We start from the raw sequence: 26,408 nt of genomic DNA, 5'->3' as shown, positions 1-26,408 counted from the left end.
TTTCCTTGACAAAGAAAATCCAGCAAACTATAATAATGGTTGTGTATTGGAGTGGTCATTGTGCATATTAATGTCGCTCAAATTCGCCGTGATGAAAATGGAACTGCTCATTTTGATTTAAAGGAAGATTTTTCGGCCTTTGAGTCTGAACTTGAGGGGGTAGATTTTGTCGCTCCTGTACACGTTCAACTTCAGGTGAACAACACGGAGAAATCCTTGATTGTTAATGGGTCGATTGAGACTGAGCTTAAAGCTCAGTGCGGTCTCTGTCTCGAACCTTTTCACTATCAGATCCATCAGGATTATGAGGATGAATGGGTCTTTGCTGCTCAAGCTACAGAAGAGCAATTGGAGACGGCGCTGGTGTTCCATAAGGATGAGATCGATCTCACCGAGCGTATTCTTGAGCAAATCGTGTTGGCTTTGCCAATGAGGTTTATCTGTTCTTCTGAGTGCAAAGGGTTGTGTCCTGTTTGCGGTGTGAATCTTAATGAAAAATCTTGTGAGTGTAGCCAAGACAAGATTGATCCACGTTTTGCAGCCTTGGCCAACTGGCCTCGTGAAGATTGATTATTCGAAAGTTTAAAGGGGGTGTAATCAATGGGTGTTGCTCAACATCGCCAATCCAAATCCAGAGTACGTAAACGCCGGGCTATGTGGAAGTTAACTGCACCAAACCACATCGAATGCCCCCAATGCCATAAACCAAAACTGTCTCATCATGTTTGCCCAAGCTGCGGTTATTATAAAGCCAAAGAAGTTATTTCCATGGGTGAATAAGGTCAAGAGAAAGAAGCCGGAAGGGCTTCTTTTTTTATTCAAAGTACCCCTAAATTAGCCCTTTTATCCCCAATGCTGAAATCATAAAATTCTTGCAATTACTGCATTTCACTGGTAAACTTGATCTTAGCAAGCATGGATAGCTCCCCAAAAATCATTATCTTAACGGACGTGTCGGATCGACTCCGACCACTCGCACCAATACAATTATAGCAACGGTTTGAACGGTTTATTCTTCGTTTGAGCCGTTTTTTATTGAGATGTGATGATTCTTTTGACGACGAGCCCCATGGAAGAGATTTCCGATTTATTGGAGTATCGGGAGGTTAGGCGGCTTAATGAAAATTATAAGTGACAAAATTCGAACAAGGCGGGATTTTGCTTTTTATGTTTTTAAGAAAGCATCTTTTCAATCACTTTTGCGTTTTGCAGATATAATTTTAGAAATAGTTGGTTTTATAATGCTAATAATAGGACTGCCAGTAGCTATTATCAGCACGCAGCTCGTTTGTAGTGTTTTAGGTGCGGTAATCTTTTTTATTGGTCTAATATTGAACATAATTAAATATGGAAAATATTCTAAATATGAACTCAAAAGAACGAATGCATTTGATATAACAAAAATCATACAGTGTGAATCTGAATTTTCATCTGATAAAGGAACTGTGGAATTTACTCGAGAAGAATTAATCCTTAGCGAAAATAGCGAAGGCAAGAAAGATATAGATTGGATATTTATGTCACATGAATTAAATAAATATCTTTGCGATACGTCTTATACATTGAAATTAGAAGATCAAAAAGATGATTCTGTAAAAAAAGAGCAAATCACTAGGCTCATTAAAGGACATTGGGATACTCTGTCTCGTTATCTTATACATAAGGCGACAGAAGCATTTAAAAATGGTAAAGCTTTTTATAATGAAGATAAATTATGTATGGCTGATGGCTTCAGCCTGAATAGCGATGCTCACGTACTGAAGATAAATTGTTCAAAAGGAGGCTACTACGATTCCTATCTAACAAACAATATATATGAGCACCGTTTACGTGATAAGAATGGTGATAAGAAAAGTATAGCATATGCATCAGAAGCGTTCAGCCAAATGCGACCTTATTCAAAAAAAGGTGATAAATATAATAAGGCGGACATTAGTGAAAGTGATACTTTGAGAGCTTATAGAAACACTCTGTTAAATAATGAGTTTGGCGTATCAACAATTGCTATTACGAGAGATAATTATATTTTTCAATTAATCCAATCTGACAGAGCTCAGTCAAGTGGGCAGCTTATCGTCCCTTCTGGAAGTGGCTCGTGCGATTATGATGATATTTGTGGAGATGACTTTAGAAAGACCATAACCTATGCAATGCAGCGAGAATTGTGGGAAGAAACCGGCTTCAAATGTCCAAGAAAACAGAAGCGCCAAAGAATTGAGAAATTCGGCGAAACACATGTCATTGGCTTCTTCAGATGGCTCAAAAGAAATGGGAAGCCGGAGATGCTGGGCATTTCTTACATAGATGTCAATTACAACGATATAAAACCCAATGCGGCTGAGGTAAAAAAAGAAGCGGTTTTGGTAGACAGAATTCGTACTATTGACGATTTAAAGGAGTATCTGAAAAGAATAAAAGCCCAAACACATCCAATCGGATATAATGATTATGATGGCGTATCTGTGCCACTTTTGGCCTTGGTTATAGCGCTTGAAGAATTATTAAAGGATACTGAGATGGCATTGAAAGTTGCAAATGTTCTACGTTTGCAAGTATGATATCTTAACTATCAGTAAGAGAGATTGAGCGGGGGCAGAACGTATAATCCATCATTGGTTTCTGTCTAAGATTGTATGCTCCCTTAGAAAAGAGGTGCAGGCACAGAGGGTGATGTTCTCCAAATTGGATTTTAAGGCATAGTCGTTTGACTGTGCTTTTTTGCATTTTCTGTCGTTTTCTCCTAAATTTTAAAGGATCCTGATTCACAGAGGGCTTACTGCTTGTCATCAGAATCATCCTGATCTATAATATTAGTACCAGGTCGTAAAATAAGCAAAGTTGGTGGTATTATGACAAGACATCATAAACATGAACGCCATCAAGCGTTACGAGACGAAATTGACAAGAATCCATTTTCTACAGATGAAGAGCTGGCCAGGCATTTTGGGGTAAGCGTCTCCACCATTCGCTTGGATCGGACGGAGCTCAGTATTCCTGAGCTGCGGGAACGGACCAAGGCTGTGGCTCATGAAGCTTATGACACCTTGAAGTCGTTAGGTGAAGCTGAGCTGGTTGGGGAGCTCCGGGGCCTCCATATTGGGGAATCAGGCTCCACCCTGCTCAAGATCGAAGAATCCATGGTTTTAAGCAAAGCACGGGTCACCCGGGGACATCATCTGTTCGCTCAGGCCAATTCTCTGGCCATTGCCCTGGTGGATGCGGAGATCGTGCTCACAGGGAGCGTGGATATGAAGTTCCTGCGTCCGGTCCGTTATGGAGAAACAGTCTTGGCTGAAGGAAAAGTCCTGCGCCGCAAAGGGAATAAATACTGGGTGGAGATTACAGCCCATGTCAACCAGGATCTTGTTTTGACCGGGACCTGGGTAGTGTTTGCCGTGGAAAAGCCCTTGGAAGTGTAAGAAGGGGGAGTTAATGTGATGAGAATCGCTGTAGACGCCATGGGAGGGGATCATGCCCCGGCCGAGATCGTCAAAGGAGCATTGCGCAGTATTGAACAGTTTGATATAGAGGTCATTTTGGTCGGGCAGCCGGAACGTATCAAAGAATTTCTGCCTCAGGGTGAATTGCCGGCCAGGGTGCGCATCAAAGAAGCCGCTGAGGTGGTGGAGATGGATGAGCATCCGGCTCAAGCCGTGCGCAGGAAAAAGGATTCCTCCATCGTGGTGGCCACCCGTTTGGTGAAAGAAGGAGAAGCAGATGCCCTGGTCAGCGCGGGAAGCACAGGAGCCCAAATGGCTGCCTCCTTGCTTGGTTTAGGCCGGATCAAGGGGATTGACCGCCCGGCCATCGTGACCGTGCTGCCCACTTTAGAAGGAGGAAAGCTCCTCCTTGATGTGGGGGCCAATCCTGATGCCAAACCGGAGCACCTTGTCCAGTATGCTATGATGGGAAGCATTTATGCGGAGAGCATTCTGGGCATCCAAAACCCCAAAATAGGGCTTTTAAATATCGGTACAGAAGAAAGCAAAGGCAATGAGCTGACCCAAGCCACCTATCCCCTTCTCCAGAAGGCTCCCTTAAACTTTATCGGCAATGTGGAAGGCCGGGCCATACCTTATGGTCAGGCGGCGGATGTGGTGGTCTGTGAAGGGTTTGTAGGCAATGTGGTGCTCAAGACCACCGAAGGGCTGGCAGGAGCGTTATTTCAACTGATTAAAGAGAAGATAACCGCCACACCCCTGCGCAAACTGGGGGCTTTGGCCATTAAACCCGGCTTGAAAGAAATCGCTAAAATGATGGATTATGCAGAATATGGGGGAGCGCCTCTGCTGGGTGTGAATGGCATCAGCATCATTTCCCATGGCAGTTCCAACGAGAAAGCCATATTTAATGCCATCCGCGTCGCTAAAGAATGTGTGGAGAGCGGCTTTATTGAGGAGATTAAAAAAGAGCTGCCGCGATTTACCGCTGCACAGGAGTAGACTGTGATCGATTACTGTACTTAAGAAAGAAGGAAGCAGCATGGTTAGTGTTGGAATCGTGGGCACAGGTTCCTATGTACCCGATAAGGTTTTGACGAATTTTGATCTGGAGCAGATGGTGGACACCAATGATCAATGGATAGTGAGCAGGACGGGGATTAAGGAACGGCACATTGCCGAGCCTGAGACTCCGGTATCCGAGCTTTGCTACCAGGCGGCGGTGCGGGCCTTAGAGGATGCCAAACTCGCTCCGGAAGAGCTGGATTTAGTGATCGTCGCTACTATAACCCCTGATTTTGTCTTCCCAGCCACAGCTTGCCTGGTGGCGGAACGCCTGGGAGCCAAAAAGGCGGCCGGTTTTGACCTGCAGGCCGCCTGCACGGGATTTTTGTACGGAGTAGCCACTGCCGCTCAATTCATCGCTACCGGTATCTATAAAAATGCCCTGGTGATTGGCGGGGAAACCTTAAGCAAGATCTTAAACTGGGAAGACCGGGGGACCTGCATCCTGTTTGGGGATGGGGCCGGTGCGGCAGTGCTGCAGCCGGTGGAAGAGGGCTATGGCTTCCTGGGTTATGACCTGGGTATGGATGGTGCGGGGGGCAATCTTTTGACCATGCCGGGAGGGGGCTCCATGCACCCTGCTTCCGCAGAAACCGTGGCCAAGAAAATGCACACCATCCAGATGGCCGGCAGTGAAGTATTCAAATTTGCCGTCCGCATCATGGGTGAAACTGCCTTAAAAGCTCTGGACAAGGCAGGTTTAGGGATCGGAGATGTGGATTGCCTGATTCCCCATCAGGCCAACACCCGCATTGTGGATGCGGCAGTCAAACGGCTGGGGATTGATGCCGGGAAAGTGGTGGTCAACCTGGACCGCTATGGGAATATGTCGGCGGCTTCCATCCCGGTGGCCTTGGATGAGGCAGCACGGAGCGGACGTTTAAACTATGGAGATATTATGGTCATGGTGGGCTTCGGCGGAGGATTAACCTGGGGAGCCGCTGTTGTGAAGTGGTCCAAGAGAGGGGTTTAGTGAATGATTAAAACGAAACTTTGTGATCTCATCGGCATTGAGTATCCTATTTTTCAAGGAGGTATGGCTTGGACTGCTACCGGTGAACTGGCGGCGGCGGTGTCGGAAGCAGGAGGCTTAGGTATTATCGGCGCCGGGCAGGCTCCGGCGGATTGGCTGCGCCAGGAAATTCATAAGATTAAAAAGGTAACCGACAAACCTTATGGTGTCAATGTCATGCTCATGTCTCCTTTTGTCGAGGATGTCATGCAAGTGATTGTGGAGGAAAGGGTTCCCGTCATTACTACGGGAGCGGGCAATCCGGGAAAATACGTCCCCATGCTCAAAGAGGTGGGGACGAAGATCATTCCGGTAGTGGCTTCGGTGGCTTTGGCCAGACGTTTGGAAAAAGCCGGAGTGGACGCTCTGATCGCTGAAGGGATGGAATCCGGCGGCCATATCGGCGAAATCAGCACCTTGCCTTTGGTGCCTCAGGTGGTGGATGCGGTAAGCATTCCTGTGATTGCCGCCGGGGGGATTTATGATGGACGGGGAATGGTGGCAGCCCTGGCTTTAGGGGCCGAGGGCGTGCAAATGGGAACCCGCTTCATGTGTGCTGAAGAATGCACCATTTCCTCTAAGGTTAAAGAAATGATCCTTAAGGCCAAGGATCGGGACACCGTGGTGACGGGACGCTCCACAGGCCATCCTGTCCGCTGCCTGGGCAATAAACTGACCAGGGAGTTCGAGCAGCTGGAGAAAGAGGGAACCGATCCGGAAGTCCTGGAAAAAATGGGCGCAGGCAAGCTGCGTCTGGCCATGGTGGAGGGGGATACTCAGAATGGCTCCGTGATGTCCGGGCAAATCGCCGGAGCGGTCCAGAAGATCGAACCGGCGGCAAGCATCATTCAGGATGTAATGCTGGGAGCTGAGCAGGAGCTGGCACGGCTCAGCCAGCGCTTTGGCAGATAGGGGAAAGGAGCAGCGGATTTGGCCAAAATAGCATGCATTTTCCCCGGTCAGGGCTCCCAATACGTAGGCATGGGCAAAGAACTTTTTGCCACCCCTGGGGGCCAGGAAGTGCTGGCGACTGGACAGCGTGTTCTTGGGGAAGAATTTATAAGGATCCTCCTGGAAGGACCGGAGGAGGAATTGAAAAAAACCGCCCATACTCAGCCTGCCATCCTGCTGGCCAGTATGGCGGCCTGGCAGGGGCTGCAGGAGGCCGGGATTCGCCCTGACTACTTGGCCGGCCATAGTCTGGGTGAGTATTCAGCCTATACAGCGGCAGGGAGTCTTTCCCTTGAAGAGGCCTTAAGGGTCGTGCGCCGCCGGGGAGAGCTGATGCAGGCAGCCGTTCCCGAGGGCCGGGGTGCCATGGCCGCCATTCTCGGCTTAGAGAATGGCAAGGTGGAGGAAGCCTGCCGCAAAGCACGGGAAGAAGGCGGTTGGGTTGTTGGCACGGCCAATTATAATTCTCCGGGGCAGGTCGTGATCTCCGGCGAGACCGAGGGAGTGCAGATGGCTTGTCAGTATGCTAAAGACCTGGGGGCCAAACGAGCCCTGCCCTTGGCGGTCAGCGGTCCCTTTCACTCTCCCTTGATGGCGGAAGCCGGCAAGGAGCTGCGTCAGGTGCTGGAAGGGGTAGATTGGCAAGACCCCTGTGTTCCTGTGATTGCCAACATTGATGGGGAAGAAGTCAGGGAGCGCGGCATGATTGTGGAGAGTCTGGTGCGGCAAGTCAGCGGGGCCGTGCTTTGGGAGCAATCCATCCGCTATCTGGGCGAGCAAGGGGTTGACACCTTTATCGAGCTGGGTCCGGGGAAGGTTTTAACGGGATTGATTAAGAAAATTCTCCCCGGTGTGACCCTGATTAATGTAGAAGATTCTTCTTCTTTAGGAAAAGCTACTTGCATATTTAAAGGAGAGTAGATAAAATGTTGCTGAATAATAGCGTAGCCATTGTCACCGGAGGAAGTCGTGGCATTGGACGTGCCATCGCCTTGGAACTGGCTCGTGCCGGGGCTAAAGTGGTGGTGAACTATGCCGGACATGGGGAAAAGGCGGAAGAGACTCTGAGCCTGATTCAGGAAGCGGGCGGAGAGGCTTTGGCAGTTCAGGCTGATGTCAGCCAGGTTGAAGATGTGGAACGGCTGATTCAGACCACCCTTAAAACCTATGGCAAGATCGATATTCTGGTCAATAATGCCGGAATTACCCGTGACACCCTGCTGCTGCGGATGAAGGAAACGGATTGGGATACGGTACTGGATACCAATCTCAAAGGGGTTTTCTTATGCACGAAGGCGGTCAGCAAGTCCATGATGAAGCAACGCTCCGGAGTGATTATCAATATCTCCTCCGTCGTCGGTATTACCGGCAATGCAGGACAAGCGAATTACTCAGCGGCCAAAGCGGGAATCATTGGCTTTACCAAATCCATTGCCAAGGAGCTGGGCTCCCGTGGCATCCGGGTCAATGCGGTGGCTCCGGGGTATATTTCTACAGATATGACGGAATCCTTAGGAGAAGAGGTCCGGGAGCAGGTCATGACCCAGATTCCTCTGGGCAGAATGGGTCAGCCTGAGGATATAGCCAGGACGGTAGTCTTTTTGGCTTCACCGGCCGCTTCCTATATCACTGGGCAAACCTTGGCCGTAGACGGCGGCATGGCTATGTAATAGTTTCAGCGAACCTTGAGAGGAGGTGAACAGGCAGCATGAGCGTTTTTGACAAAGTGAAATCAATCGTAGTGGATCAACTTGGGGTAGAAGAAGATGAAATTACATTAGAAACCACCTTCGCAGATCTTAATGCGGATTCCCTGGATATCGTTGAACTTATTATGGCTCTTGAAGAAGAATTTGATCTCGATATTCCGGATGAGGATGCAGAGAAAATTCGTAATGTCGGTGATGCAGTAAATTACATCAAGGAAAACCAATAAGACTCAAGGTCCCCTAAGTACATAGAGAGTCCCGTAGAATACTGCGGGACTTTCTTTAAAGCTCTCTTCCTGCCAATTCCCAAGGGTGAGTCAGAAGCTGATTTTAGTATCAGGTCCTAATTTTCTGTCCCGGCGACAGCCTTGCCCCTGGCATTGAGAAGGTTAATATATAAGAATGAAATGAAGCATCACTATGGAAAATATCGGTATCATAATGCTTTGGATTTGAATGGAGGAACTTAAGTGAAAATTCCAGAACTCCGCATCGCCCATCATATAGCTAAGATGCCTGTAATTCAAGGAGGAATGGCGGTTAGAATATCCATGGCTCCTTTAGCAGCGGCTGTTGCTGAGGAAGGTGGAATCGGCTTGATTGCCGGAAGTGGTTTGAGCGTTGAAGAATTAAAGCAGGAAATCAGAGAAGCCAGGAAGCGCACCAAGGGGATTATTGGGGTTAACATCATGTTTGCGGTGCGTGAGTTCGCTCAGCTTGTCAAAGCGGCCTTTGATGAAAAAATTGACCTGCTGGTTTCCGGGGCAGGTTTTTCCAGAGATATGTTCACCTGGGGCCAGGAAGCGGGAATTCCTGTGGTGCCTATCGTGTCTTCCGCAAAGCTGGCCCGCTTATCCGAAAAGCTCGGTGCAGCGGCGGTGATTGTGGAAGGGCATGAAGCAGGGGGACATCTAGGTACCGAGCGCCCGATGCGGGAGATTCTGCCTGAGGTTAAGGAAGCTGTGAAGATCCCCGTCATTGGCGCGGGGGGAGTTATGGATGGCCAAGATGTGGCGGAGGTTCTGCGCTTAGGGGCTGACGGAGTACAAATGGGCACCCGTTTTGCCCTCAGTACCGAGAGCAGCGCCGCTCCGGAATGGAAGCAGCATCTTCTTAACGCCCAGGCAGAGGATATGGTCATTGTCCATAGCCCCGTGGGCCTGCCGGGGCGGGGCATCCGCAATCCCTTTACCGAGGCCCTGGCGGCAGGGAAGAATGTCCGTCGGATCGGCTGCGACCAATGCCTCAAGCATTGTGAGCGGAATTTTTGCATCATGGAGCGCCTGATCAAGGCTCAGCAAGGGGATATGAAAGAAGGCCTTGTCTTCTCAGGAGCTCATTATTCCCGCATCAAAAAGGTTTTATCGGTCCATGAGATCTTTGAAGATATTCGTGAACAAATACTCCGGGCCTAGACAAGGATAGATCTACTCTTACTGACAGTGGGATTAAAGGAGGATAAAGATGGAAAAGCAACGAGCGGTTATTACAGGAATGGGTGTGGTATCCCCGGTTGGGAGTAACTTGGAAACATTCTGGAACAGCTTAATTACCGGACAATCAGGGATAGATTTTGTCACTCGTTTTGATGTGGGGGATATGCCCACAAAAGTAGCGGGGGAGATTAAGGATTTTGAGCCTACGGATTGGCTGGATCGTAAAGAAAGCCGCCATATGGATCGCTTTACCCAATTGGCTATGGCTGCGGCTAAAATGGCCGTCCAGGATTCCGGGTTAAATCTCGACCAGGTCAATAAGGAAAGGGCCAGCTGTATTGTGGGAACCGGAGTGGGCGGGGTCACCACCCTGGAACAGCAGAAAGAAGTCCTCATGAATAAAGGGCCGGGAAGAATCAGCCCCTTCTTTATTCCTATGCTGATCTCCAATATGGCTGCCGGTCATATTTCTCTTGAATTCGGACTTCAGGGCTCCAGCTTAAGTGTGGCCACCGCCTGCGCCTCGGCTACTAATGCCATCGGGGAGGCCATGCGTCTTATTGAGCATGGCTATGCTGATGTAGTGCTTTGCGGCGGCACGGAAGCACCCATTGTACCTTTGGCCTTTGCGGGCTTTTGTGCCATGAAAGCCATGTCCACGGAGAAGGAAAATCCCCGGGAAGCCTGCCGTCCTTTCGACGCCAGAAGGTCTGGGTTTGTCATGGGTGAAGGAGCGGGGATCCTCGTTCTGGAATCCCTGGAGCATGCCCAAAAGCGGCAGGCCAGGATTTACGCTGAGCTTTCCGGATATGGCAGCACCTGTGACGCCTATCATATCACCTCTCCGGCGCCGGGAGGAGCAGGAGCCATCCAATCCATGCAAATGGCCTTGGCAGGGGCTGAGGTGCGGCCGGAAGAAGTGGATTATATCAACGCCCATGGCACAGGAACCAATGCCAACGATTCGGCAGAGACGGCGGCGATTAAAGCCCTCTTTGGCGAAGCGGCGCAAAGCGTCGCCATCAGCTCCACCAAGTCCATGACCGGGCATCTCTTAGGAGCGGCAGGAGCTATCGAAGCCATCGCCTGTGCTTTAACCATTAAGAATAGCATGATTCCACCCACCATAAACTATGGAGAGCCTGACCCGGAATGCGATTTAGATTATGTTCCCAATGCCGCCCGGCCAAAAGAAGTTCAGGTTGCTTTATCAAATACCTTTGGTTTTGGAGGACATAATGCTACAATTGTATTAAAACGTTATTAGGTAAGTAAGGAGTATGAGCGGTGGAAAAAAAACATCAGGGTACAGCAAAAACAACTAAGCATAATCTGCAGGGGAATAAACGTCATAAGTATCATGCCGATACTTTGCAGCGGATTCCTACAGGAATAGGTTTAGCGAAACGGTTGGAGTTGGATGAGTCCCCCAATCGCTTGTTCACGACTGCTTTAACCCACCCCTCGTATTTGTTTGAGAATCCACAATCCGGTCTGGAGAACAACCAAAGGCTGGAGTTTCTGGGTGATGCCATTCTGGATTTTGTGGTAGCGGAGTACCTTTACCTGAGTTATCCGGAGCGGCCGGAGGGAGAATTGACGAAGATGCGGGCGGCGGTGGTTAATGAGAGCACCCTGGCCCGCACCGCCAAGAAGATCCGGCTGGGGGAAGAATTGCTCCTGGGTAAAGGAGAACAGGTCTCAGGGGGCAGGGAAAGGCCTTCCATCTTAGCCGATGCCTGGGAGGCTATTGTAGGGGCTGTCTATTTGCAGTATGGCTTCCAAGAGGCGAGGAGAGTGGTTCTGACCTTGCTGAAGGAAGAGATTGCTGAAGTAGCCCAAGGCAACTATGGCGATTATAAGACCATGCTCCAGGAAAAAGCCCAGCGGGAAGAGACGGAAGTAACCTATCGCATCCTGGCCGAGGAAGGCCCCGATCATAATAAGCGCTTTACAGCCGGAGTGTTTCTCCAGGGAAACCTGCGGGGCAAGGGCATCGGACGGACCAAAAAGGAAGCCGAACAACGGGCAGCCCAACAAGTTTTAGATGAGTTTGGGGGGGAGAACAATGGCTAAAGCCGATACTCTCCCTGTTTTCTTGAAATCCATTACAATCCAAGGGTTTAAGTCCTTTGCGGACAAAGTGAAGCTGGAATTAGGGCAGGGCTTGAGTGTGGTAGTGGGGCCCAACGGGAGCGGCAAAAGCAATGTGGCCGATGCCATCCGCTGGGTTCTGGGGGAACAGAGCGCCAAAAACCTCAGGGGCAGCAAGATGGAGGATGTCATTTTCTCCGGCAGCAGTGTGCGGCGCCCCGTGGGGATGGCCGAGGTCTCCTTGTTTTTTGATAACTCCACGGGGATTTTCCCCCTGGAGTATCAGGAAGTGATCATCACCCGCAGAGTCTATCGGGACGGAGAGGGACAATATTTTATCAACCGCTCCTCCTGCCGCCTTAAGGATATCCATGAACTTTTTATGGATACCGGTGCGGGCAAAGAAGGGTTTTCCATTATTGGTCAAGGCCGGGTCGAGGAGATTCTCAATCTGCGCTCCGAAGAACGGCGCACCTTGATCGAAGAAGCTTCAGGAATCACCAAATACCGCATGCGCAAACGGGAAGCACTTAAGCGTTTGGATGAAACGGAACATAATTTAGAGCGGATCAGGGATATCCTGGCCGAGATCGAAGGGCAATTAGGACCTTTGGAAGAGCAAGCCACCATAGCCAGGGAAGCGGTGGAGTTGACCACGGAACAAAAAGCCCTGGAAATTGAGATAGTGGCCTTTGATTTAAAAGAAGTTCGCCATAAGCTGACAACCTCCGTTCAGGAAACGGAAGAACTTCAGTCGGCCATCGCTGCGGCAGTAGCGGCTCTAAGCCAGAAGGAAAGCGAAATCCTCGGCAACAAAGTGAAGCTCAACCTTCTCGATGAGCAGATCCAGCAGCAACAGGAAACCACCTACCAATTGGATCAAAGAGTCAATCAAATCGTTCAGGAGTTGCGGCTCCGTCAGGAGAGGGAAGGTTATCTCGGCGAGCAAATTAACCGTGTCACCACGGAGCTCTCCAGCCATGAGGAGAAGGTTCGCCAGAGTACAGAACAGCTCAGAGCCTTAGAGGACAGAAAAGCCCTCTTACATAAGACTCTGGACCAGGCTAATCAGGCTTTGGCGGCGGATGAACAGCGCCTGGCTGAAGCCAAAGCCAGGAATGGCTTAGGGGAAATTGAAATTCTCAGGGGCAGCCTCTCCCATCTGCAGAGTAAGCTGGCCGAGTCTACCGCAGAATTAAATCGCCTTTCCCATCAGTTGGCTACCTTGAATTCAACCCATGAACAATTAATTAAAGAAAAAAAGGATAAAGAAGCAGCCCTGTTCTCTCATGAGCAGCAGGAGGCTCAGGTTCAGGAGCAGCTTAAAGCCCAGGAAGGGCTGCAGACGGATATCCGGCTACAGACAGAGAGGGCCCATCAGGAGATAGCCCAACTTCGTGAGCAGAGCAAGGCAGGGCAGCAGGAACTCCGGGAGCTGAACCGTGACCTGGAGAAAAAATCAGCCCGCTATCATGCCCTGAAGAACCTGGAAGACTCCCTGGAAGGCTATCAACGGGGTGTCCGGGAGCTGATGCTGGCCAAGAAAAAAAACCAGCCTTCCTGCGGGGATCTCTGCGGCACCCTGGCTGATCTCCTTCAGGTTGAAGAGCGTTATGAGGTTGCTATCGAGGTGGCCCTGGGGGCAGGTATTCAGAATATCGTTACTGAAACAGAACGAGGCGCCAAGGAAGCCGTTCATTATCTGAAAAGCCACAATCTGGGCCGGGCTACTTTTTTACCCCTGGATGTGATTCAAGGGGGCAAGGCCACTGTGGCCAAAGAGGCCGCCCAGGACCCCGGCTTTATCGGCGTGGCGGTGGATCTTATCACCTTCGCCGAAAAATACCGCAAGGCTTTTGAATCCCAATTGGGGAGAACCCTCATCGTCACGGATATGGAGGCGGCCACCCGGGTGGCCAGAGCCTCGGGATATCGCGCCCGCATCGTGACCCTGGAAGGGGATCAGGTTCACCCTGGCGGCTCCCTGACCGGGGGGAGCCTGCAAAGAAAAGGCTCCAACATCTTGGGACGTTCCCGGGAAATCCAGGAACTCCGGCAGGAGTGCGAAGAGAGACGTACCCAGCAAAAGGAACTGGAACTCAAAGCAGGGGCTCTCATGACTCAGATCCAAAAGAGTGAGGAAAACCTTAAGCAGCTGATGGGTGAAGAGCAGGAGCTTAAATCCGCTTTGGCTGTGTTAAGAACTCAAGAGCTTAATCTCCGGGCCCAGACCCAGAGGGTTCGTGAGGAAATAATCGCCATAATCACCCGTGTGGCCGGGATAGAGCAGGAACGGGATAAGCTGCAAAGCCATAAGGCCCTGGGGGCAGAAGAGCAAAGCAAGCTTACAGACAGCATCCAAGAGGCTCAGGAAGCCTTGGCCCGGCAGGAAGAAAAGAATCGCCAGGCAAGCCGGGAGATGGAACAGCTTCAGGAAAGATTGACCCAAACCAAGGTGCAGGCTGCCAAATGGGAACAGGAGCTCAAGCAGGCCGTGGAGCGCCTGGCCCAGGATCAGGCCCTGCTGGGGGAGAACAAGCATCTCCTGGAGCGCAAGCGCAAGGATTTGCAGGATTTAGAAGAGAGCAAAGCCCGTCTGGCCTTCGAGCAGGGAGACTGGGAGAGCCGGCGCAGGGAAGCAGAAGAGCAACAGCGGCAAGCCCAGGAGGTCCTCATCGCTTTGCGCAAGGAGCGGGAGGTCCTATCCAAAGAGCTGATGGCTCAGGAAAGCCTTGCCCAAAAGAAAAGGCAGGAGCAGCAAGCCCTGGAACAAAAGCTGCATAACCTGGAGCTTAAAACGGCCCGCTGGGATGCTGAATGGGAAACCGGCTCCAGGCGTTTGCTGGAAGAATTTGATATGACCTGGGATGAGGCCCAAGCCTACCAAAGTGAAAGAAGCCGTGCCGAGCTGGCGGCCAGAGTCCAGGAGATTAAACTGCGGATGGAGCTGCTGGGCCCTGTGAATCAGGCGGCCATTGAAGAATATCCGAAGCTCCAGGAGCGCTACGATTTTCTATCGGTGCAAAAGCAGGATCTGGAGGAAGCTAATGAATCCCTCCAGCAACTCATTGCCGAACTGGATAAGACCATGTCGGAACGTTTCGAAGAAGGGTTTATAGCGGTCAACGAAGCCTTTAAAGTGGTGTTCAAGGAGCTGTTCAACGGAGGCTATGCGGAACTCCGCTTGGTGGACCCAACCAATCTCCTGGACACAGGGGTGGAGATCATCGCCCAGCCCCCGGGGAAAAAGCCCCAGCTGCTGTCCCTCCTCTCCGGTGGAGAGCGGGCTCTGACCGCCATCGGTCTGCTCTTCGCCTTGCTGAAGGTGAAGCCCAGCCCCTTCTGTGTCCTCGATGAAATCGAGGCTTCTCTCGATGATGCCAATGTCAGCCGCTTTGCCCAATACATTCACCGCTTATCAGACTCCACCCAGTTCCTGGTCATCTCGCACCGCAAAGGAACCATGGAAGCAGCCGATGTCCTCTATGGCATCACCATGGAGGAGTCCGGTGTATCTAAGCTGCTCTCTGTTCAGTTGGAAAGCCAGGATAAGGATACCAGGACGGCTTGAGAGGATTGCGGAAGTTGGGATGGGTTTAGATAGGCCTAATGATTATCTTTAGTTGGAGATATCAGAGAATAGAGTTAAGTTGAAAAGGATGCTTCCCTTTTGAAGGGAGGCATCCTTTGGCTTTTAGCTACTTCTTAAATCTTTTCGTATTACAATTCCTTCTGGATTTGTTTATTTCTTATTTGTAATTTTTTGTTGATATTGATAAATGAAGGCATTTTGATATATTTGGAGAATTTAAATTATAAATGAAGGAGATTTAATTATAAGGAGTGGAATCATAATGAAAAAGCTAATATTCCTTTTGGTGGTATTTTTATTATTTTCTTTTTCTACTACTGCTCTAGCATCTACCCAAAAATTATTAGGTATTGATAGATATGAAACATCGGCACAAATAGCCTTAACTGGCTGGAACCGCTCTATGTATGCAATATTAGTTCCGGGCGATAATTTTCCAGACGCTATAAGTGCCGCTCCTTTAGCAAAATACTATTCAGCACCAATTCTATTAAGCAAGAAAGATTATATTCCAACAGATATTTTAAATGCCATTAAGCAATTAGAAATAACTGATATGATTATAGTCGGTGGAACTGGCGTAATTACGACATCCGTAGAAAGTGAACTAGCCTCCTTAGGTATAAGAACTAGTCGAATAGATGGTCGTGACCGATATGAAACCAGTGTTAATATTGCTAAACATTTTAAAATCAGCAGTAAGAATGATATTAGCGAGATCGCAGTTGTAACCGGCGAAGACTTCGCAGATGCTTTGTCAATAGCCCCTATTGCTGCAAATAAGCATATGCCAATACTATTGATTCAGCATAATAAGATTCCTGATGATGTAAAGGAATTTTTAGATACATGTAAACCGACTAAAACTTACGTTGTGGGTGCCGGATCTTCGCTGGATAAATCATTATTAGATGAGCTTCCCAATGTTGAGCAAATAAATGGAATGGATAAATATCAGAGGAACCTAGCTATTATTGATAAATTCAAAAGCGAATTGGATTTGGATTCCATCTACTTAACTACTGGGGAAGATTATGCAGATGGACTATCCGGTGCTGCTTTAGCAAGTATACGTTATAATCCAATAGTTTTAGTTGCTGAAAATGCCAAAGCACCAAAAGACTATTTAGATAATAATTCAATAACCAACTACAATCTTGTTGTTCTTGGCGGTAGGGTAAATAATATGGAATTAGTCAGCTCTCCAACTATTGATTTTGAAGAAAAGAAAATAAGCGATGCAGCTAAAACAAACTTTAATGATATTACGAAAATAGTATTTTATGATGGAAGGGGATTAAATAAACCCTTAATCATTGAGGATGAACAAGATATTAAGGAGTTCATTGATTACTTGGATGGTTATGTTGTAAAAAAAATATCTGATCCCAATATAATAGGATGGATACATAAGGCTGTGTTCTATGATGAAAATAACGTCAGAATAATGGATGTTACTTTTGTGAATCCTATAAAAATCAATGAGCAATACTATGATGTTGTAAAAGGTGATTTAGATACTAATAAGATTGATGCCTTTCTTAAGTCAGTTGAACCGGCTTGGAGAAATTCCAGATAATTAAACTTTGAGCCGCTTAAATAGGGGCCAATGGGATGCCGAATGGGAAACCGGCTCCAAGCGTTTGCTGGAAGAATTCGACATGACCTGGGATGAGGCTCAAACTTATCAAAGTGAAAGAAGCTGTGCCGAGCTGGCGGCCAGGGTGCAGGAGATTAAACTGCGGATTGAGCTGCTGTCCCTCCTCTCCGGAGGAGAACGGGCCTTGACCGCTATCGGTCTGCTCTTTGCCCTGCTGAAGGTGAAGCCTAGCTATTTCTGTGTCCTTGATGAAATCGAGGCTTCCCTGGATGATGTCAATATCAGCCGCTTTGCCCAATACATCCACGGCTTGTCGGACTCCACCCAGTTCCTGGTCTCTCTCACCGCAAAGGAACCATGGAAGCAGCCGATGTCCTCTATGGTATCACCATGGAGGAGTGGGTGTATTTAAGCTGCTCTCTGTTCAGTTGGAAGGCCAGGGCAAGGATACCCGGACAGCTTGAGAGGATTGCGTGAGGTTGGATGGGTTTAGATAGGCCTGATGATTGTCTTTAGTTGGAGATATCAAGGAATAGAGTTAAGTTGAAAAGGATGCTTCTCTTTTAAAGGGAGGCATCCTTTGAGTTTTTAGCCTAGTCAAAAGACAAAGCTTTTGTTATCATAATCTGTAAGATAACCCAAAAGTTTCTGTTTTTTGCGAGAGAGAGGAGGCGTTGATAAATGGGGTTTTGGAGGAACCGGAATACAGAGTTTGATTTATTCGAAATTTTGTATAGGCAGCAGCATACGAAGCTTTGTGCTCTGGCCTTTTCCATAACGAAAGATAGAGAACTGAGTCGTGATGCGGTTCAACAGGCTTTTTTAAAAATGTATCGAAAAAGAGATCAACTTAAGGACAAAGGAAAATTCTCCGCCTGGGCTGCCACAATAGTAGTCAATGAAGCCAAAAATCTGCTCAAATCAGCCAATCGCTTCAATCTTGTTCCCCTAGCTGAAATAACGGACGACATGAAAGCCAGCCGAACCGCCGATTCTTTTGAATATGCCTTCGTCATAAAAGATCAAGTGAAACGTATCTTCAATGTTCTGCCGGCTGATGATGCGGAAATTTTGGTTTTAAGGTATTACTTGGACTTGACGGTAGAAGAGATAGCCACTATTTTAAATCTAACAGGAGCGAATGTAAAAATCCGTTTGCATAGAGCAAGGGCCCACTTCAGAGAAGCGGTGGTTCTTGAGGAAGCCGCGGAGGACCTGGGTTATGGGGGGAAGTTCAATGAAATTAAGTGATGAAGAGCTTGATAAGTTAATCAAGGAACGGATAACTTGGGAATTGGAGCAAATACCAGCCCCTTCAGTCGATGAGGAATGGCTTGAGTTTAAACGTCTTGTTTTAAAAGAGCAAAGAAGCCGCCGTATTCGAAACTCCCTTGCTGCTACTGCGGCGGTCGTTGTTCTATTACTGGGTTCCCTGGCGTTATTTAAGCCGAATCAAGTCTATGCTTTGGGTGAACGTTTTTTACAAATGTTAACGCATATGGTGGGTGAGACTACTCAAAATAAAACAGAGACGATCAATAATGATTCCTCCGGTATGAAACCTCCTGAGGTTAACAATCTCGGTGAACTTGTGGAACAAGAGACTACATTAGAAGAGGCTCAAAAGAAGGTTAATTTTCTTATTGTTGAACCTAAGTATTTACCGCCGGGTGCCAAGATTGAGAAAATTATTTTGACTAACCTTAGTGCCGATGTTAACCGGATCACTATTAATTACAGCCTTCAGGAGCAATTAATCGTATTCACTCAGCAAAATATGACTTCATCAGTTTCCCAGGGGACGTTGTCCGACACGGATGATTCGGTTTCTCAAGCCATTACTATAAATGGAGCATCGGCAACCCTTTTACAAGAGAAGAATGATATGAATGTTTTATCGTGGTATCAACGGGGGCTTTTATTAAAACTAAGGGGACAGCTGCCGTTGGCAGAGCTCATAAAAATCGCAGAATCCGCAAGTTGAATGGGCAATGCATCCTGCGGAAAAGAGGTGATAAAATAATTGTTTTGGAGGCTTCTCGGTGAGAAGCTTTTTCTTTTCAAAAAAAGTTTAATTTTTTTTAATTTTTTTGTAACCAAAGCTTGTTTTCAATTGTCTAACTTATGAGAGACATTTTAAGGAGGATGATTCATGAGAAAATGGTCAATCGTGTTCTTATCCCTGCTGCTTCTCTTAACTCCCTTAACCGCTTTGGGAGCAACGAACCAGGTTACGAGCAGTGAGATGGTACAGCCCTATGCCTATCAACTGATTGCAGACGGGGGATGCCAGCTGTCGAACAACGGGAACGGAAATATCAGCATTTCCGGGGATACTTCAACGTATTCTCCGGTCACTGAAGTTGGTTTAACCTTGAACCTTCAGTATTTGTCCAATGGAAATTGGTATACGCTCCAGTCCTATAGCTACACGGCCAATAACGCGTCATATAAGTCGGGAGGGCAAAAACTCAGTGTATCACAAGGGTATTATTACCGAGTGTTGGCAGAACATACTGCCTATAACGGGTCAACTTATGAAACAGGGTTCTCTTATACTGAAGCCGTTTATGTTCAGTAGAGGATAGCGGTTGCGGTATATGTCAAGTAATTATTATCCTTTTGGCTATTCGGATGGCTTTTGCCATTCAATATAGAAAGCCGTCGGATCACAGGTGATCTAATGGCATCTTCTAAAAAAGATTAAATTTGGGGGTGAAATTAAGAATTTTTTTCAATTGGTCCAGGCGAAGTATTCCTAAATGATGGGGGTGATATCGCGGGAGGCCACAATGGCAAAAGAGTTATGGATTCAGACTCAAGCTGAGTTTGACACCGAAGAGGTCAAAGGCGCTGTTCCAATGTGCTAAATATTATTGTGAAGTTGGTGGATTCGAGAGTAATCAATAATTATTAAACTTAGGAGGTAAGAAAATGAAAAAATTATTATCATTATTTCTTTCCTTAATGCTATTGTCCGTAATGGTAATTCCAGTTTCCGCAGCAGAAACATCCGCACCAGTTTTGGATTCAACATCAGTATATATGGATGCAGATAGTAAAAATACTTTTGCTAAACAAATGGATGCTAAATTTGCTACAGACCTACAAAATGGCTCGGTGAAGAAAGGCTCCGTTGAAGAAATCGAAGAGTTAATGAGGCAATCCACTTTTGCAACAGGACAAGAAAAAGAGAAAATTAATCAGACGCTAGAAAAATTCGGTGTATATGAATATGCTCCCGATCTATCCCCCTCCACAACGATAGTTCCATATAGTGCGACTAATGATGTGTATTTAACAACACCTTCTGTTTTTTACGAATCATGGGAAAATACCTGGACTGTAACCTGTGGTGGTAATTGGAGAAATGATAACTGGGATGAAGCAATTCTTCTAGGTAATATTGGCGGATATGATGGCTTTGGTGTCGGATATACTAATACAACAAAACCATATCAATCTTCGGTTGTTCGTTCTTGGGGATATATTGCAAATAAAGATTCTTCCGTAAGTGTGGCTACGTCCAATCGTTCTGACGGAGATGGCAGTAAGGGATTTGGATTCAGGTTACAGGATTATACCAGATACAATAATGACGGAACTCTTGGGTATGTAGGATATCAGTGGTATGGATCTAGTACTTACGATTCATGGTTCGGAACTTACAGCGGATTAGCAACAGGTTATTACATTCATACATGGGCAAGCACTTCCCTCACCAGTGTCGAATTTGGTGTTAGTGGGAATACAGCTGGAATTAAAGCTGTATTAAGCTCTTCTAGCAATTCTTTCCCCGCATATAGTAATGATAAAATCTTTGGTGTATATCCTTAAACTGAATTAAATTATATTAAAGCGAAAGGTCTTAACAGGAAATGAAAAATTATCAGACTTTACTAGCTGGAATAATAATCGCTATATCCATTGTGATTGCTGGCATATTGATTGCAAATGCTATTCAAGCTGGTTTGGATTCGCTCTACATGGGTGTGACTTCATTACGGTAGTCTTAAATTCTTGCTCGGGAGCTTCCCTGGAGTCTGCCTCTCTCTTATCGACACATTTACCTTTGAACACAAAGAATAAGAACATTATCCTGACTAACCTTAGTGCCGATGTTAACCGGATCACTATTAATTACAGTCTTCAGGAGCAGTTGATCGTATTCACTCAGCAAAATATGACTTCATCAGTTTCCCAGGGGACGTTGTCCGACACGGATGATTCGGTTTCTCAAGCCATTACTATAAATGGAGCATCGGCAACCCTTTTACAAGAGAAGAATGATATGAATGTTTTATCGTGGTATCAACGGGGGCTTTTATTAAAACTAAGGGGATAGCTGCCGTTGGCAGAGCTCATAAAAATCGCAGAATCCGCAAGTTGAATGGGCAATACATCCTGCGGAAAAGAGGTAATAAAATAATTGTTTGGAGGCTTCTCGGTGGAGAAGCTCAGACTGTAGACAAAAAGAGGCTTACGCAAAGCGTAATGCCTCTTTTTGTCTTAGAATGAACCTGAATTGATACAAAAGCTGAGTCCACCCTTCAAGAGATAACGAAATCCGGGGAAGCATCCTCTTCCTTCGTTTCCAGGTGGCCAACTTTTTTAAATTCATACACGCAAAGATAAGCGTGACCTGCATCTTAACTCTTTCCAGTCCACGCAACTGGGTGTATCGCATTCCATGCTTTTCTTTGGCATCGGCAAAACACTCGCTCGATGGTTTCTTTTCTTTGTGCATATATGGCCCGGTATTCCGGGGTATGTCGGTAATCTTCCGCTTTTTCTATATACTCTTCCCACACATGCCGGGTGACGACTTTTTGGCACCCCTGACTTGCTGTACACTCATTGCACTTTGCACAACTCCAACATACTTCCGGATTACTTTTGTACTCTCTATATCCTTCTCGGTTGGTTGTGCTATACTTCAAAAGCTGGTTCTCCGGACAGAGGATGCAGTCGTAATAGTCATCATAGACATAGTCCCTTTTTTTGAAAAACCCTTTCTTGGTCATGGGGCGCTTGTACGGTACCGCCGGGATTCGTTCACTGTCAATGATTTGTTTCATGATCCACGGTGTTTTATAAGCCGAATCCATCGCAATCACTTCGACCTCAGGAACTTTCAACAAGAGCTTTTTGTACAGGTCGTCAAACAGGACGCTGTCATGGAGATTTCCAGCTCCCACCACGAAGTCCACGACAAAGTTATGCTGATCGCAGGCTGTATTGGCCACATACGCGAAACATTTCTTGTGCTCTGCTTTATGAAACAGCCCGCTTTCTGGATCCACTTGGCTTTGTAAAACCGTTTTGGTCTCTGGGGTCGGGGGATTCGAGTCATCATCCGAGCCCTTCTTTTTCAGAGGCTTTTTCCCATGCTCTGTACGGTCCCGTTCGATTTCTTCTTCCAATTGTGGCCTGCTTTTCCACCATCACTTGAGTAGCTTTGCTCCGGTTGGCACTGGCTTTGATATGAGTTGCATCGATAAACAGAGCCTGGGCATCCACAAAGCCACACCGAATGGCTTCCTGAAGAATCTGTTCAAAGATGCGTTGGAAGACATCAGTTCCTTGAAACCGCCGGCTGTAATTCTTGCCAAAGGTGGAGAAGTGGGGGATGCTTTCCCCAAGGTCATACCCGATAAATCAACGGTAGGCCATGGTCACTTCAATGTCTTTAATGGTCTGGCGCATGCTTCGAATCCCATACAGATGCTGTATGAAAACGATTTTAGACAGGGAGACCGGGTCGATCCATTTAGGGTGACTAGGCTTCCTCATGTTAAAGGCAGATGGCAGGCGATAACTTAATCTCTGCTGTCTACCTTTACATAACTACAGGGGCGGTTTATTTTTACCATTGTGCAGGAGATTCACCAGTATTTGTCTAAATCTAAATACAATTGCAGTGTTCGAGGGAAGATCCCCCATCCGCTCAATCTTCCCTTTAGGGGTCGTACCCTTCCAAAATTCGGCACGGTAATCTTTTTTCGGTTCTGAATCCGGCAACCAGAAGCCGTGCTCGCCAATACCCCTGAGGGGCAATATCCTGTCCTTATTTTTAAGTAAGAAGTTGTGAGGTTAATTTGTATAAAATAATAACTTTATTAAAACGGCAGTTCATAGCCCACACCGTTTCCATCATATTTTTATTGATAGGCTTTATCGTATCAATATTGCTTATATCCATTGGAACCAGTGCTGTATTTGGGTTAAAACAAGCCGCCATAATGAAAGAAAATGCCACGCCGCAAAATGCTTTGGCCATGACATATGCTTTTAGTAAAAAGTCCAGTTTTGACGATCATTTAGAAATAATTAAAAATATCTCCGTAAATTCCGGCGTTATGGTAGGGAACCACTCCCTTTATTTTAACGAAGATAAATCCAAACATCCCTTAACCGCTATCTTTTTTCAAAAAGAATCCAAATGGACTTATCCGTATTATGATGGAAGATATTTTAAAACAAGTGAAATAGATCAAGGAGCCAGCGTAATTTTAATCGGTAAAAACCTCTTAGGGCTTACCCATAAGAGAGATGGCATAAAGTACCTGGATATTGAGGGCGAAGAGTATGAAGTGATTGGCTTAATCGGTGTAAAAAATCAATACACGACATGGGATTCCAGAATATTGATGCCCCTTACGTCAGTCCCTGAGAGTACCAGGAGCGAAATTGAAAGCAGCGGCTGCAATATGATCTTGTATAATGATGAAAAACTGCCCATGGATGATTTTAATACCTTGAAGGATAAAATCCTTCAAGTGGATAAAGACGCCATGATCACAGCTGAGGAATTAAACGCAGGCAGCGAAAATATTATCATTGATTTATTTGCACAGAAGGATAGTTTGGTGATTTTTACTCTCTTGGTTTATGTAATAGCCTTAATAAATCTAGTTAATATCACATCCTATTGGATCAATGACCGAAGATATGAAATTGGGGTAAGAAAGGCTTTTGGTCATACGAACATTCAGGTTGCCATGATGTTATTCTCGGAAATGTTTCTCGTTTTATTGACAGGCTGCATTATCGCCTTGGTTTTACATATGCTATTAAACCAAATTTTAAGTAACATGCTGGATTATCCGTCAGCTGTAACATACGTTAATTGGTTAACGGCTATCCTTTTCACCATGGCGTCGTCTCTTGCAGCTACCATCATTCCCATCATCAAAGCTATGAAAATTCAACCTATTGAAATCATGAGAAAGTAAAACCCAGCAGGAGGATAGCATGCCATCCATTAAGATTGCCTTAAAGTCTTTGGGAAAAAGAAAACTGACAACGATTCTTTTCATCGTGCAGTTTACAATTACTATTTATATGTTGCATACAGCCGTTATGGGTATCAAGACAAACTCTTATCAAGAAAATCAAATCAACAGGTATCTCAACGCAGATATTAATAAAACAATGCATTTAACGCTATTCAACGTAACGTATGCCGAATACTTCAGGTCAAGTTTTCTTACCCTCGCCGAGTATATAAATGACCTGCCGGGAGTTGAAGGTTTTGGAGGGTACGACTTAACAAATACCTTTTTTGCAGAACTTGAGAATGATAACGCTTTTTTGACGAAAAGAAAGGAATTAACCAAAGGCTCCTTTAAGGAGCAATACCCTCATGCCGTCGAGATCATTAAGATGGATCAAGGGGTATATCAGTTAGCAAAATTACAAATAGTCCAGGGCAGGAATTTTCAGGACAGTGACTTCAATCCGGATCAGAAAACGATTCCGATATTAATTGGCGAAGCTTATTCTCAAATAATAAAACTGGATCAGATGATAACAGACAGCAATACCGGAATTCAATATAAAGTGATCGGTTTTATCGGCAATGACAGCCGTTGGTTCAATGAGCATGATTATATCGGCAATAAGCTGGTCAGCCTGTCCGATAAATTCGTTGCCCCTTTTTCGTCTTCGGAAAATTCAATACTGGAAAAGTCCAACTCGTTATTTTATACCCTCAGCAATACTGAAGAGCAGGAGAATATCAGCATGCTCATTGAAAACAAAGCAAAGGAATTGAACCTCGGAATCGCGTGTAAATCGATCAGAGAAGAACTGCTCCTTTACAAACAAAATAACAGGGAGATTATGTTTAGCCACCTATTCATCTGTATCTTCCTGGGGGTTATGTCGCTTTTTGGGTTGATTACCGTCAGCGTCTCCACCGTTTTAGCCAGGAAGAGAGAATTTGGGATAAGGATGGTGACGGGGGCCAGCAAAGCGTATATTCGATCTTTAATCATAAAAGAAAACTTTATTATTATTGCCATTTCCGCATTATTGGCAAGTCTAGCTATTTTGACTATGAATTATCTCGCCGTAAAACAAGCAATAAACGACGGAGAAATGATAAATCCAATGCAAGATAGCAGTCTGGAAACCGTCTTATTGTCAATCATCATTATTATGGGGATAACGTTTTTTTCATCGATACTACCCGTTCATAAGGTTAATTCCTTAAAACCGGTGGAAATGATAGGAGGCAATGATCGATGAATATCATTGAACTGAAAGAAATCTATAAGATTTACGGCAAAAGCGATTACCGGACTATCGCGCTCAATAATATAAATCTGGCCATAGAAAAAGGAGATTTTCTGGCGATTATGGGGCCCTCCGGCTCGGGAAAATCTACCTTCTTAAATATTTTAGGTTGTATGGATGTTCCTACAAGCGGAGAGTATTATTTAAATGGAGTTCTAACAAATTCGCAGTCCGACAGGGCGTTAAGCAATATCCGAAATCATACGGTCAGTTTTATTTTTCAGAATTTTGCTCTTCTCAAAGACTACAGCCTTTATGAAAATATTGAGTTACCCCTTCTTCATCGGAAAATACCGGCTAAACAAAAAAAGGAAAAAATCATGCATTATGCCTCAAAACTTGGAATAAACAGTATTCTTCGGAAAAAACCCCAGGAAACATCGGGTGGACAACAACAACGGGCGGCCATCGCCAGAGCTCTGGTATGCGAATCAGAAGTCATTTTGGCTGATGAGCCAACTGGCGCGTTAGATCAAAAAACGGGAGAAAATCTGCTGTTGCTGTTAAAACAGATTAATCAGGAAGGGAAAACAATTTTGATCGTGACCCACGACAACAAAACGGCAAACTATGCGAATAAGATAATAACAATTAATGACGGCGAAATTGTTTGATGCTATTTTCAATTTACAAGTGTTCGTCGTCAGTTTACCAGAGGCGATGAAAGGGTGAGCATAGATATAAGTGAGCCTAATTAATACGCAGAAATCCTTCTTTTTCGTTTATTCGAAAGGAAGGATTTTTTAAACATGAAAACGGTAAGTGGTTGTGATCCATAGCCGCAATCCGCTCAAGCAGGGTGGTTTATTTTTACCATTGAGCAGGAGGTTTACCAGTATTTATATAAATGTAATAAGTATCAACCGGCACTATATTGCCTAAGGCCTGATGTTTTCCACATCGATGCAGGATAAGATTAAGAGGGGGAA

General features: G+C 46.2%; 26 protein-coding genes and 1 pseudogene. 24 read left to right on the top strand and 3 right to left on the bottom strand.

The window, feature by feature from the left end; translation table 11 throughout:
- Nucleotides 1-60: 60 nt before the first annotated feature.
- From BUA14_RS11650 to BUA14_RS11550, 21 genes and pseudogenes are all read left to right on the top strand, one after another.
- Nucleotides 61-570: a YceD family protein gene (locus tag BUA14_RS11650; protein WP_072772752.1), complete on the top strand. Its 510-nt coding sequence runs from the start codon at nucleotides 61-63 to the stop codon at nucleotides 568-570.
- 30 nt (nucleotides 571-600) lie between these two features.
- On the top strand, nucleotides 601-780 hold the full coding sequence (gene rpmF / locus BUA14_RS11645) for a 50S ribosomal protein L32 (protein WP_015944821.1): 180 nt from the start codon (nucleotides 601-603) through the stop codon (nucleotides 778-780).
- A 338-nt stretch (nucleotides 781-1,118) separates the two neighbouring features.
- Nucleotides 1,119-2,558 (top strand): hypothetical protein, encoded by a 1,440-nt coding sequence (locus tag BUA14_RS11640; RefSeq protein ID WP_015944820.1) that lies wholly within the window; start codon nucleotides 1,119-1,121, stop codon nucleotides 2,556-2,558.
- Nucleotides 2,559-2,849: 291 nt separating this feature from the next.
- A complete protein-coding gene (fapR, locus tag BUA14_RS11635) occupies nucleotides 2,850-3,419 on the top strand; it encodes a transcription factor FapR (RefSeq protein WP_072772751.1) in 570 nt (189 codons plus the stop codon).
- Nucleotides 3,420-3,437: 18 nt separating this feature from the next.
- Entirely contained in the window at nucleotides 3,438-4,442 is a 1,005-nt protein-coding gene (plsX, locus tag BUA14_RS11630) for a phosphate acyltransferase PlsX (protein ID WP_072772750.1), read from the top strand.
- A gap of 40 nt (nucleotides 4,443-4,482) precedes the next feature.
- Nucleotides 4,483-5,478, top strand: coding sequence for a beta-ketoacyl-ACP synthase III (locus tag BUA14_RS11625; protein ID WP_072772749.1), 996 nt, complete (start codon nucleotides 4,483-4,485; stop codon nucleotides 5,476-5,478).
- 3 nt (nucleotides 5,479-5,481) lie between these two features.
- Nucleotides 5,482-6,429, top strand: coding sequence for an enoyl-[acyl-carrier-protein] reductase FabK (gene fabK / locus BUA14_RS11620; RefSeq protein ID WP_072772748.1), 948 nt, complete (start codon nucleotides 5,482-5,484; stop codon nucleotides 6,427-6,429).
- A gap of 18 nt (nucleotides 6,430-6,447) precedes the next feature.
- Nucleotides 6,448-7,389 carry an ACP S-malonyltransferase gene (fabD, locus tag BUA14_RS11615; RefSeq protein ID WP_143153452.1) on the top strand — a complete coding sequence of 314 codons (942 nt, stop codon included), beginning with the start codon at nucleotides 6,448-6,450 and terminating at the stop codon, nucleotides 7,387-7,389.
- A gap of 5 nt (nucleotides 7,390-7,394) precedes the next feature.
- Nucleotides 7,395-8,138, top strand: coding sequence for a 3-oxoacyl-[acyl-carrier-protein] reductase (fabG, locus tag BUA14_RS11610; protein ID WP_072772747.1), 744 nt, complete (start codon nucleotides 7,395-7,397; stop codon nucleotides 8,136-8,138).
- Nucleotides 8,139-8,176: 38 nt separating this feature from the next.
- Nucleotides 8,177-8,404 carry an acyl carrier protein gene (gene acpP, locus BUA14_RS11605; RefSeq protein ID WP_005813415.1) on the top strand — a complete coding sequence of 76 codons (228 nt, stop codon included), beginning with the start codon at nucleotides 8,177-8,179 and terminating at the stop codon, nucleotides 8,402-8,404.
- A gap of 243 nt (nucleotides 8,405-8,647) precedes the next feature.
- A complete protein-coding gene (locus tag BUA14_RS11600; RefSeq protein ID WP_072772746.1) occupies nucleotides 8,648-9,592 on the top strand; it encodes an NAD(P)H-dependent flavin oxidoreductase in 945 nt (314 codons plus the stop codon).
- Between the two features lie 49 nt (nucleotides 9,593-9,641).
- Nucleotides 9,642-10,880: a beta-ketoacyl-ACP synthase II gene (gene fabF, locus BUA14_RS11595; RefSeq protein ID WP_072772745.1), complete on the top strand. Its 1,239-nt coding sequence runs from the start codon at nucleotides 9,642-9,644 to the stop codon at nucleotides 10,878-10,880.
- A 20-nt stretch (nucleotides 10,881-10,900) separates the two neighbouring features.
- Nucleotides 10,901-11,689, top strand: a complete 789-nt coding sequence (rnc, locus tag BUA14_RS11590; RefSeq protein ID WP_005813421.1) for a ribonuclease III — start codon at nucleotides 10,901-10,903, stop codon at nucleotides 11,687-11,689.
- Complete coding sequence (gene smc / locus BUA14_RS11585) at nucleotides 11,682-15,278, top strand: chromosome segregation protein SMC (RefSeq protein ID WP_072772744.1); 3,597 nt, start codon at nucleotides 11,682-11,684, stop codon at nucleotides 15,276-15,278. The genes rnc and smc overlap by 8 nt, the downstream gene beginning before the upstream one ends.
- Nucleotides 15,279-15,561: 283 nt before the next feature.
- Nucleotides 15,562-16,878 carry a cell wall-binding repeat-containing protein gene (locus BUA14_RS11580; protein ID WP_242954638.1) on the top strand — a complete coding sequence of 439 codons (1,317 nt, stop codon included), beginning with the start codon at nucleotides 15,562-15,564 and terminating at the stop codon, nucleotides 16,876-16,878.
- A 16-nt stretch (nucleotides 16,879-16,894) separates the two neighbouring features.
- Nucleotides 16,895-17,363 (top strand): annotated as a pseudogene (locus tag BUA14_RS11575) (P-loop NTPase family protein); the annotation flags it as partial.
- A 217-nt stretch (nucleotides 17,364-17,580) separates the two neighbouring features.
- The gene (locus BUA14_RS11570; RefSeq protein ID WP_072772742.1) at nucleotides 17,581-18,150 is read left to right on the top strand and encodes an RNA polymerase sigma factor; all 570 of its coding nucleotides are present in this window, start codon (nucleotides 17,581-17,583) and stop codon (nucleotides 18,148-18,150) included.
- Entirely contained in the window at nucleotides 18,137-18,883 is a 747-nt protein-coding gene (locus tag BUA14_RS11565) for a DUF4367 domain-containing protein (protein WP_072772741.1), read from the top strand. The genes BUA14_RS11570 and BUA14_RS11565 overlap by 14 nt, the downstream gene beginning before the upstream one ends.
- Nucleotides 18,884-19,051: 168 nt before the next feature.
- Entirely contained in the window at nucleotides 19,052-19,480 is a 429-nt protein-coding gene (locus BUA14_RS11560; protein ID WP_072772740.1) for a hypothetical protein, read from the top strand.
- A gap of 353 nt (nucleotides 19,481-19,833) precedes the next feature.
- Complete coding sequence (locus BUA14_RS11555) at nucleotides 19,834-20,736, top strand: hypothetical protein (protein WP_072772739.1); 903 nt, start codon at nucleotides 19,834-19,836, stop codon at nucleotides 20,734-20,736.
- Nucleotides 20,737-20,971: 235 nt separating this feature from the next.
- On the top strand, nucleotides 20,972-21,244 hold the full coding sequence (locus BUA14_RS11550) for a DUF4367 domain-containing protein (RefSeq protein ID WP_282433356.1): 273 nt from the start codon (nucleotides 20,972-20,974) through the stop codon (nucleotides 21,242-21,244).
- 135 nt (nucleotides 21,245-21,379) lie between these two features.
- Here BUA14_RS11550 and BUA14_RS28735 read toward each other — a convergent pair whose 3' ends face one another.
- From BUA14_RS28735 to BUA14_RS28865, 3 genes are all read right to left on the bottom strand, one after another.
- Nucleotides 21,380-21,586 (bottom strand): hypothetical protein, encoded by a 207-nt coding sequence (locus tag BUA14_RS28735; RefSeq protein ID WP_072772738.1) that lies wholly within the window; start codon nucleotides 21,584-21,586, stop codon nucleotides 21,380-21,382.
- Nucleotides 21,549-22,322, bottom strand: coding sequence for a transposase (locus tag BUA14_RS11540; RefSeq protein WP_072772737.1), 774 nt, complete (start codon nucleotides 22,320-22,322; stop codon nucleotides 21,549-21,551). Before BUA14_RS11540 ends, BUA14_RS28735 begins: the two co-directional genes overlap by 38 nt.
- Before the next feature lie 235 nt (nucleotides 22,323-22,557).
- Nucleotides 22,558-22,692, bottom strand: coding sequence for a transposase (locus BUA14_RS28865; protein WP_143153451.1), 135 nt, complete (start codon nucleotides 22,690-22,692; stop codon nucleotides 22,558-22,560).
- A gap of 305 nt (nucleotides 22,693-22,997) precedes the next feature.
- Here BUA14_RS28865 and BUA14_RS11525 point away from each other — a divergent pair, with 305 nt between their 5' ends.
- The 3 genes from BUA14_RS11525 to BUA14_RS11515 are packed head-to-tail and all read left to right on the top strand — an operon-like array spanning nucleotide 22,998 to nucleotide 26,093.
- Nucleotides 22,998-24,134, top strand: a complete 1,137-nt coding sequence (locus tag BUA14_RS11525) for an ABC transporter permease (RefSeq protein ID WP_072772735.1) — start codon at nucleotides 22,998-23,000, stop codon at nucleotides 24,132-24,134.
- Nucleotides 24,135-24,153: 19 nt separating this feature from the next.
- A complete protein-coding gene (locus BUA14_RS11520; protein WP_072772734.1) occupies nucleotides 24,154-25,431 on the top strand; it encodes an ABC transporter permease in 1,278 nt (425 codons plus the stop codon).
- Nucleotides 25,428-26,093, top strand: a complete 666-nt coding sequence (locus tag BUA14_RS11515) for an ABC transporter ATP-binding protein (RefSeq protein WP_072772733.1) — start codon at nucleotides 25,428-25,430, stop codon at nucleotides 26,091-26,093. Before BUA14_RS11520 ends, BUA14_RS11515 begins: the two co-directional genes overlap by 4 nt.
- Nucleotides 26,094-26,408: the final 315 nt, after the last annotated feature.

Origin of the sequence: Desulfitobacterium chlororespirans DSM 11544, from assembly GCF_900143285.1 — a bacterium.
In the GTDB taxonomy this organism is placed as follows: Bacteria; Bacillota; Desulfitobacteriia; order Desulfitobacteriales; family Desulfitobacteriaceae; genus Desulfitobacterium; species Desulfitobacterium chlororespirans.
Note: the sequence above shows the minus strand (reverse complement) of the source record. Positions and strands in the feature narration are given on the sequence as shown.